Source organism: Marivita sp., from assembly GCF_022763305.1.
In the GTDB taxonomy this organism is placed as follows: Bacteria; Pseudomonadota; Alphaproteobacteria; order Rhodobacterales; family Rhodobacteraceae; genus Marivita.
In genome coordinates, this window is sequence record NZ_JALEGT010000118.1 from 1 (window position 1) to 6,133 (window position 6,133).

General features: G+C 62.3%; 9 protein-coding genes. 4 read left to right on the forward strand and 5 right to left on the reverse strand.

Going from position 1 to position 6,133, the window contains the following annotated elements; translation table 11 throughout:
- Window positions 1–330 precede the first annotated feature (330 nt).
- From MRY75_RS19875 to MRY75_RS19890, 4 genes are read right to left on the reverse strand one after another with little or no spacing between them, the layout of a single operon-like run.
- A complete protein-coding gene (locus tag MRY75_RS19875) occupies window positions 331–687 on the reverse strand; it encodes a DUF6527 family protein (protein ID WP_292309715.1) in 357 nt (118 codons plus the stop codon).
- 8 nt (window positions 688–695) lie between these two features.
- Complete coding sequence (locus MRY75_RS19880; RefSeq protein ID WP_292309716.1) at window positions 696–2,105, reverse strand: ThiF family adenylyltransferase; 1,410 nt, start codon at window positions 2,103–2,105, stop codon at window positions 696–698.
- Window positions 2,102–2,482 (reverse strand): E2/UBC family protein, encoded by a 381-nt coding sequence (locus tag MRY75_RS19885; RefSeq protein ID WP_292309717.1) that lies wholly within the window; start codon window positions 2,480–2,482, stop codon window positions 2,102–2,104. The genes MRY75_RS19880 and MRY75_RS19885 overlap by 4 nt, the downstream gene beginning before the upstream one ends.
- A complete protein-coding gene (locus MRY75_RS19890) occupies window positions 2,479–3,018 on the reverse strand; it encodes a multiubiquitin domain-containing protein (RefSeq protein WP_292309718.1) in 540 nt (179 codons plus the stop codon). The genes MRY75_RS19885 and MRY75_RS19890 overlap by 4 nt, the downstream gene beginning before the upstream one ends.
- A 319-nt stretch (window positions 3,019–3,337) precedes the next feature.
- Here MRY75_RS19890 and MRY75_RS19895 point away from each other — a divergent pair, with 319 nt between their 5' ends.
- The 3 genes from MRY75_RS19895 to MRY75_RS19905 all read left to right on the forward strand — a co-directional run bounded on the left by MRY75_RS19895 (window position 3,338) and on the right by MRY75_RS19905 (window position 5,075).
- The gene (locus tag MRY75_RS19895; protein ID WP_292309719.1) at window positions 3,338–3,895 is read left to right on the forward strand and encodes a hypothetical protein; all 558 of its coding nucleotides are present in this window, start codon (window positions 3,338–3,340) and stop codon (window positions 3,893–3,895) included.
- 62 nt (window positions 3,896–3,957) lie between these two features.
- Window positions 3,958–4,302, forward strand: coding sequence for a hypothetical protein (locus tag MRY75_RS19900; protein WP_292309720.1), 345 nt, complete (start codon window positions 3,958–3,960; stop codon window positions 4,300–4,302).
- A complete protein-coding gene (locus tag MRY75_RS19905) occupies window positions 4,302–5,075 on the forward strand; it encodes an ImmA/IrrE family metallo-endopeptidase (RefSeq protein WP_292309723.1) in 774 nt (257 codons plus the stop codon). Before MRY75_RS19900 ends, MRY75_RS19905 begins: the two co-directional genes overlap by 1 nt.
- Here MRY75_RS19905 and MRY75_RS19910 read toward each other — a convergent pair.
- Window positions 5,037–5,291, reverse strand: coding sequence for an H-NS histone family protein (locus MRY75_RS19910; RefSeq protein WP_292309721.1), 255 nt, complete (start codon window positions 5,289–5,291; stop codon window positions 5,037–5,039). The two genes, MRY75_RS19905 and MRY75_RS19910, sit on opposite strands and share 39 nt — an antisense overlap.
- A 470-nt stretch (window positions 5,292–5,761) precedes the next feature.
- Between MRY75_RS19910 and MRY75_RS19915 the strand changes: the two genes are divergently transcribed.
- Window positions 5,762–6,133, forward strand: a 372-nt coding sequence (locus MRY75_RS19915) for a single-stranded DNA-binding protein (protein WP_292309722.1), incomplete at its 3' end; no start/stop codon positions are given.

Here is a 6,133-nt window from a genome sequence, read left to right on the forward strand (position 1 = left end):
CCAGGCAGGTGATGGAACCTATGGCGCCGTCCCCGCCGATGAAATCGACGGAGACGAGGTCGTGATCGTCTCGGAATACGATCCCTTCGGGTGAGGCTTAGGCCTCACTTCCCGAGGGCCCAGGCGTGGCACAGGTGTGCCCCTGGGACTATCACCGACAAAGAGATCGGCGATGCCGATCCGAAGAACGCCGGTATGCGACCCGGCGTGGACCGTGATGCGCCCAAGTTGGGCGGAGAGTGGTCTTTTGCTGCGGCACGAACGAATGTCCGCAACGAGATCGCCGCTTGCTATGAAGTCATTTGGCCATCTGGCCCGAAAGCTGCGCAGTCATCTTGATCGGGAACCGCTGTCGCGGCACCAGTCAATCCGCCCCTGCCGGATCCAGAAGTGACACCTGCATTCGTTCGTCTGGCGGACCGACGGCGAGATGGTCGGGCGCCTCAGCCAGTCTGACATGGCCGTCCACTTGGGCCTCCGGTTCTTGCTGAGGGACAGCTTGATGGTCTCGCCGCACCCACCAGGGCAGTGGAAGCAGGCCCATTTGTCGACGCCATCGCGCACGATGGTCATCTCCCCCGGCACGATCTGATCCGGCGTCGGGTGTGTGGGTGTTACCCTGGCAAGCAGGTCACTTCGTGGAATGAGGTGGAAGAGCTCGAGGCTCTTCCGCAGAATGTCGATCATCATCCCGCTCACCCGATGCGATCCAGGAACGGATCGATGTCGCCGAGACCCCAGTATGCCTCGCTGCCGCAGACCGGGCAGTCGGACCGGGGCCGCGCTGCCTGCGAACGCTCGAAGCCCTTGTCGAGCTTGCGATAGCGTTGCCATGTCCATCCGCCGCCGGCGCGGAAGTCGACGAGACCGGCAAGAAGTTCGTTCACTGCCATGGTGGCGGCCTCGGAGGTGAAGGTCACGACGGCCGGCGCGGGATTACCTCCGCCGCGGACGTAGGCTTCGGTCTTCTGTCGTTCATATTCGGCGGGGTCCGATCGCTGGAGGTCCTCCTCGCGAGCCCTGACGCGATCGACTGTGCCGCGACAGCCGTGGCACGCCGACGTGGGAAACAGCACGCTGACCCGCGCGGCCATCTCGAGGAGGCCGGGCTCACCATCGTCACGGGGCATGAGGACTAGCCCGACATCGATGACCGGGATCAGGTAGAAGTGCGCCACGCGGTTCAAGTAGAGGCGCCCGGCGTGATCGTCCGTGCATCCGAAGATGACGTCGCAGGATTTCAGCGCGTCACGGATATGCGGCGCATCCACCCAGCCGGTCATCGACCGGATCTCGACGTCGAGGCCCATCATCGTCACCTCGCGCGCCATGATGTCGACCTTGGGAACCGCGTTTTCGGCATCCTTTCGGGTCGCGCCATACAGGCGGTTCAGGTTGGAATGCTCGACCACGTCATCGTCGATGACCACGATGCGCCCCACGCCGAGGCGAGCGAGGAGATGGACCACCGGGCTTCCGGTGCCGCCGCAGCCGACCACGGCAACGGAGAGCTGTTTGAGGAGTCCGTTGACCTCCGGCCCGAAGGCCAGTGCCTGCCGGGCCAAGGCTTCCGACGGGGTCGGCACGTCGGTCGACTGGATCTCGAGCCGAGTGCCGATGACGGTCACGCGGTGACAGGGCAAGGGTGTCATGTCGTCTTCCCAGACCCGTGCCCGGTAGAGGCCGTCACCGACTTGCACGACGCTCACCAAGCGTATCCCCTCGCCGTTACGGTTCCGAGCCATGGTGAAGAGGTCGCGCTCGTTGCGATCGTCCTGGTCCGAGAAACCGTCGAAGCCTCCCGGGTGACTATGAACGATCGCCGGCACCAGGCCTTCCTCCTTGGCCCGGCGACACAGCTGGGCGAAGGAGTTGGTACTCCAGGTGACGTGCTTGTCGCTGGCATCGACGCGGTCCTCCTGCGGGATCGCGATGACCTCGTAGGAGGTGTAACGGGTCCGCGGCTCGAGGTCCCAAGGGTCCTGCGCGATCTCGCTTTTGCCGAGCAGCATGTAGGCGGCGCCCTCGTGCCCACGGGGGTGCGCGAGCAGCGCCTGCAGCTTGTCGCGGTGGCGGGCGTGGAGGGTGATGTCGCTGCGCTTCATGCCGCCACCTCCAGGGCCTCTTCGATCCGCTTCAGCATGGTCCAGATGCCGTCGGTGCCGGGACGCCACTGGTTGTTATGGCGAGACCAGCGCTGCCAGTTCTGGCCATCGAAGGCCTGGCGTGCCTGCGTGCAGCGGGGCTCACGCTGGCCGACAAGAAGCGTCAGATGAGGCACGGCGTAGAACATGTCGGGGGCGACCTCGGGATACGAGGGCGGCAGCAGGATCAGGATATCCACCTGGGCGACCTGATACTTGCCTTCCGGCAGCTTGATCCCGGTGAGGATCACGCCCTTCTTTCCGCCTTCGATGACCTCGCGAACGGTGATGCCGCGACCCTCGAGGTAGCGGCGATCCTGACGGGGGAGGAGGCTCATGCCGCACCCCCTTCCGTGGTCTGGGGCACGCCGGTGAAGAAGTGCTCCAGGCCAGCATCCGCGAGGCAGATCAGATCGGTGTCGCCGACCAGGATGTCATCCTTGCCGGGGATCACCTGCCAGACGGCGAACTTCGCGGGATCGACCCCGGCCAGCTTCTTGAGGACGCGCCCGCTGATGACCTTGTGGCCCCACTCGAGGCGTTTGCCATCGATGTCGAAGCGGAAGGATTCCGCGCTCGGGAAGACCAGGAAGCGCTCGACCTGGCCAGGGCGCAGATCCGTGGTTTCCTCTAGGCGCAGCTCCTCGAGTTCACCGTTGCGCAGGACCTGGAACACGAGGTGTTCCTCGGCCTTGCGGAAGCCTGCCCCCTCGATGATCTGGCGGCCGGTGGGCGTCGGATCCTCGATGACGGCGTCGGTGAACTTCAGGTCGTGGTCGCCGACCTTGACCTTGTAGGGTCCGTAGTCGCGGGGCTTGCGGTTGGCCTTCAGGGCGGCCTCTAGATCTTCGATCTCGATCGGTTCGGTAGACATGGCAGCAAATCCTTTTCTTGTCTGCTCGACGCCCGCAGCAGGCGCCTTGTGCCCCCTATGCTCCCGAGAGGCGGCCCATCGGACGCTGCCGCCAGAAAATTCGTAAAAAAGTTTCGCGCCGCCTGATGCCGGTCCTATACGGCGCGACGAGGCCGTCGCTTCTACCAGATATTGGTAATGAATTTTTGCGCACAACTTGGTATGGTGTGATCTCCGTCGGCACTCCCATAAAACGAATCCCTCGGTAAAAATTCCAAAGAAGATGTCCGATGGGCGTCTTTTCGGGAGCATACACGAGTGACAGGCAATCGAGCGGCTCATGAAAGACGACAAAGACATAGAGAAGTTCTACCCTCCCGAAGACGCCACCGAGGCAATTCGAAACCTGTCAGCCGAACAGAAGCGAAGGCTCACGGCAGTAGCCAAAAGGCGCGCCTGGTTTGCGGGAGACCCTGAGGGGTTGCTGCATGATGCCATCGCAAGCACAGCGGAGGGGAAGAGACGATGGAACCGTTCCGTCGATATCGTGCGCCATCTGGACAAGGTGATGCAGAGCATCACGTCCAATGCCGCGAGGCGCAGAAAGGTCGCCGCCGACAAACGCGAAGAGCTCTCGACACGAGAGGAATGGCGGGATGAAGAACCATCAACCGAAGCCGCCCTTGTGGCCCGCGAGTTCCGTGAGGAGCAACACGCGAAGGCCATCGAACTGTGCGGTGACGATTGGGAAGTGCAACTCCTTGTAGAAGGTCTGCTCAACAACAGCACGCCGGAAGAACTGGTTGAGCTCTTCGGAAGCAAGACCTCATATGAAACGGTCCGGAGAAGAATGAATCGAAAAATCGAGAACTACCGGGCCAAGGGTGATAACCGATGACAAAAAGGAAGGCCCCCGGAGTGACCCGTCTTGAAGACGAGATGGTGGAAGATGTCTTTGCCATGAGCGACGCCGAGATCGAGGCGGAGCTTCGGGAAGAGGGCGTCGATATCGACGCGTTCGACAAGGAAATGGACGACCTCTTCGCATCCGCGCTTGCAGAGGGTGGGCAGCAGCGCCTGCAGAACGCTCGCATGGCGGTCGACCTGCATCATGAACGCCAGGAGCGGAAAGAACAGCAAAAGTCCCAGGACGAACTTCGCGCGCAGATCGCCGCGATCGTCGCCGGCAACACTGACCTTACGATGGCCGCCCGCAACTTTGAGAAGGAACATGATGGCGATCTGGAGGGGGTCCTTGAGGACCTGCAGGAGCTCATGGGTGACGATTGGGATGACGATGAGTGATGCGCACCATCCGTGATCCAGAGGAATTGCTAAGAGAATTCGGCGTCTCGCGCCCCGACCAGATCGACTTGGAGGCCATCGCCTGGACGCAGAACGCGCGTGTCCAATACCGTCATCTGCACGGGTGCGAGGCTCGGATCATTGGTGCGGGGAACCGTGCGAAGATCTCCCTGAAGCCGGATGGAAACCCTCGTCGGAGGCGCTTTTCCCTGGCACACGAGATCGGTCATTGGCAGTGTCATCGGGGTCAGACCTTAATGTGCCAGTCTGAAGATATCGAGACGGGCAGCACGATCGGAAAACTTCCTGAGCGCGCGGCCGACCGCTTCGCCGCGCAGCTCTTGATGCCCGAGTTCCTGATCCGGGAGAGCCTCCGCGGCTATAACAACCGGTTCGACATGGGAACCATCAAGGCGATGGCCGAAGACTTCGACATGAGCTTGACGGCTGCAGCGATCAGGCTGGTCGAGCGCAATACGCAGCCGAGTCTCCTTGTCTGTCACACTCCGAAGGGGCGGAAGTGGTTCACGCGCTCCCCGAAGGTGGACCAGCGATGGTTCCCAATGGACCACTTGGACAAAGACAGTCTTGCGTTCGACGTCCTGTTCGGAGGAGGGCCAGACGACAGGATGCTGCGCGCGAGTGGGGCGGATGCCTGGTTCGACAAACCTTGGGCAGATGAGATACCGATCAAGGAACAGACCGTGCGCATCTATGATGATGAGATTCTGACGCTACTGGTCGTGCAGGATGAGCGCATGCTCGCAGATTAGGTTCGGCTTGCAACCCCGGCCAGACCATGTGATCGCCAGATTCTCGGGGTGTCGGTATTTCGACACAACAGGTGCTGAAATGAATTTCGCCTCTGTGCCGACAAGTTCGGCCAGGGAGTGGCCGAGGTCTCGGGCGAAAGCGTCCACCTTGGCGCGGGCTTCCACCTTGTGCCGATCCTGGAATGTGGCAATCGCCTTGGCGACGTCCTTCTGCATTATCTTCAGCTCGCTGAGCGACAGTACCTCGAGATCGAAAGCAGCCGTTGGTGCGGTCCGTGTCCTGAATGCTCCGGTACCGATAGCCCGTCGCGGCAGGGTGCCGCAACTCCCGGAAGGCGGGCAGGGGTGGCGGAGGCTTGTGATCGCCGCTTTCGTCCCCAAGGAGGTGCTGGACTGGGGGTCAGGCTGTCCCGGTTGCCGGGATGTCAGGGTCTGGCATGCGCTCTCCCTGCATCTCTGTCTCCTGGGCCATCCCTTCGACTGACAATCCCCTAATCCCGTTCGGGCTCCTGCGCGCAACCCCGCGTCAGTCCGGGCCGTGTTGCCCCTTCGGGGCTGCCCGCTCCACCCCGATCCTCTGGGGGTTTCCGGCGTCCGTTCCGTCCACCGTGCACGCGTCACCCGACGGGCTTTTCAGGGTCTTGTCGAAGGGACGGTCCCGAAGACAGGAAACACAGGAGCTTATCATGCAGAACATCGTCATCCTCGCCGGCAACATCGGTCAGACCCCCGAAGTCCGCACCACCCAGAGCGGCACCAAGATCACCAACTTCAGCCTCGCCACCTCGCGTCCCCGCCTCTCGGAAGGCCGTGTGATGCGCGACGAGAACGGCTACCGGGTCATGGACACCGAATGGCACCGCATCACCTGCTTCAACGGTCTCGGCAAGACGGTCGCCGAGCATTGCGAAAAGGGGATGAAGGTCCTCGTCCACGGCCGCATTCACTACACCAAGTGGATCGACAGCATGGGGAACGACCGCTACGGCTGCGAGATCATCGCCGAGAAGGTCGACTTCCTGAGCCGTCCGAAGTCGGCCGAGAACGAAAACCCCGAG

Coding starts and splice junctions, on each gene's coding strand:
- MRY75_RS19875 (WP_292309715.1), bottom strand. CDS start 687: ATGATCGACATTCTGCGGAAGAGCCTCGAGCTCTTCCACCTCATTCCA.
- MRY75_RS19880 (WP_292309716.1), bottom strand. CDS start 2,105: ATGAAGCGCAGCGACATCACCCTCCACGCCCGCCACCGCGACAAGCTG.
- MRY75_RS19885 (WP_292309717.1), bottom strand. CDS start 2,482: ATGAGCCTCCTCCCCCGTCAGGATCGCCGCTACCTCGAGGGTCGCGGC.
- MRY75_RS19890 (WP_292309718.1), bottom strand. CDS start 3,018: ATGTCTACCGAACCGATCGAGATCGAAGATCTAGAGGCCGCCCTGAAG.
- MRY75_RS19895 (WP_292309719.1), top strand. CDS start 3,338: ATGAAAGACGACAAAGACATAGAGAAGTTCTACCCTCCCGAAGACGCC.
- MRY75_RS19900 (WP_292309720.1), top strand. CDS start 3,958: ATGAGCGACGCCGAGATCGAGGCGGAGCTTCGGGAAGAGGGCGTCGAT.
- MRY75_RS19905 (WP_292309723.1), top strand. CDS start 4,302: ATGCGCACCATCCGTGATCCAGAGGAATTGCTAAGAGAATTCGGCGTC.
- MRY75_RS19910 (WP_292309721.1), bottom strand. CDS start 5,291: ATGCAGAAGGACGTCGCCAAGGCGATTGCCACATTCCAGGATCGGCAC.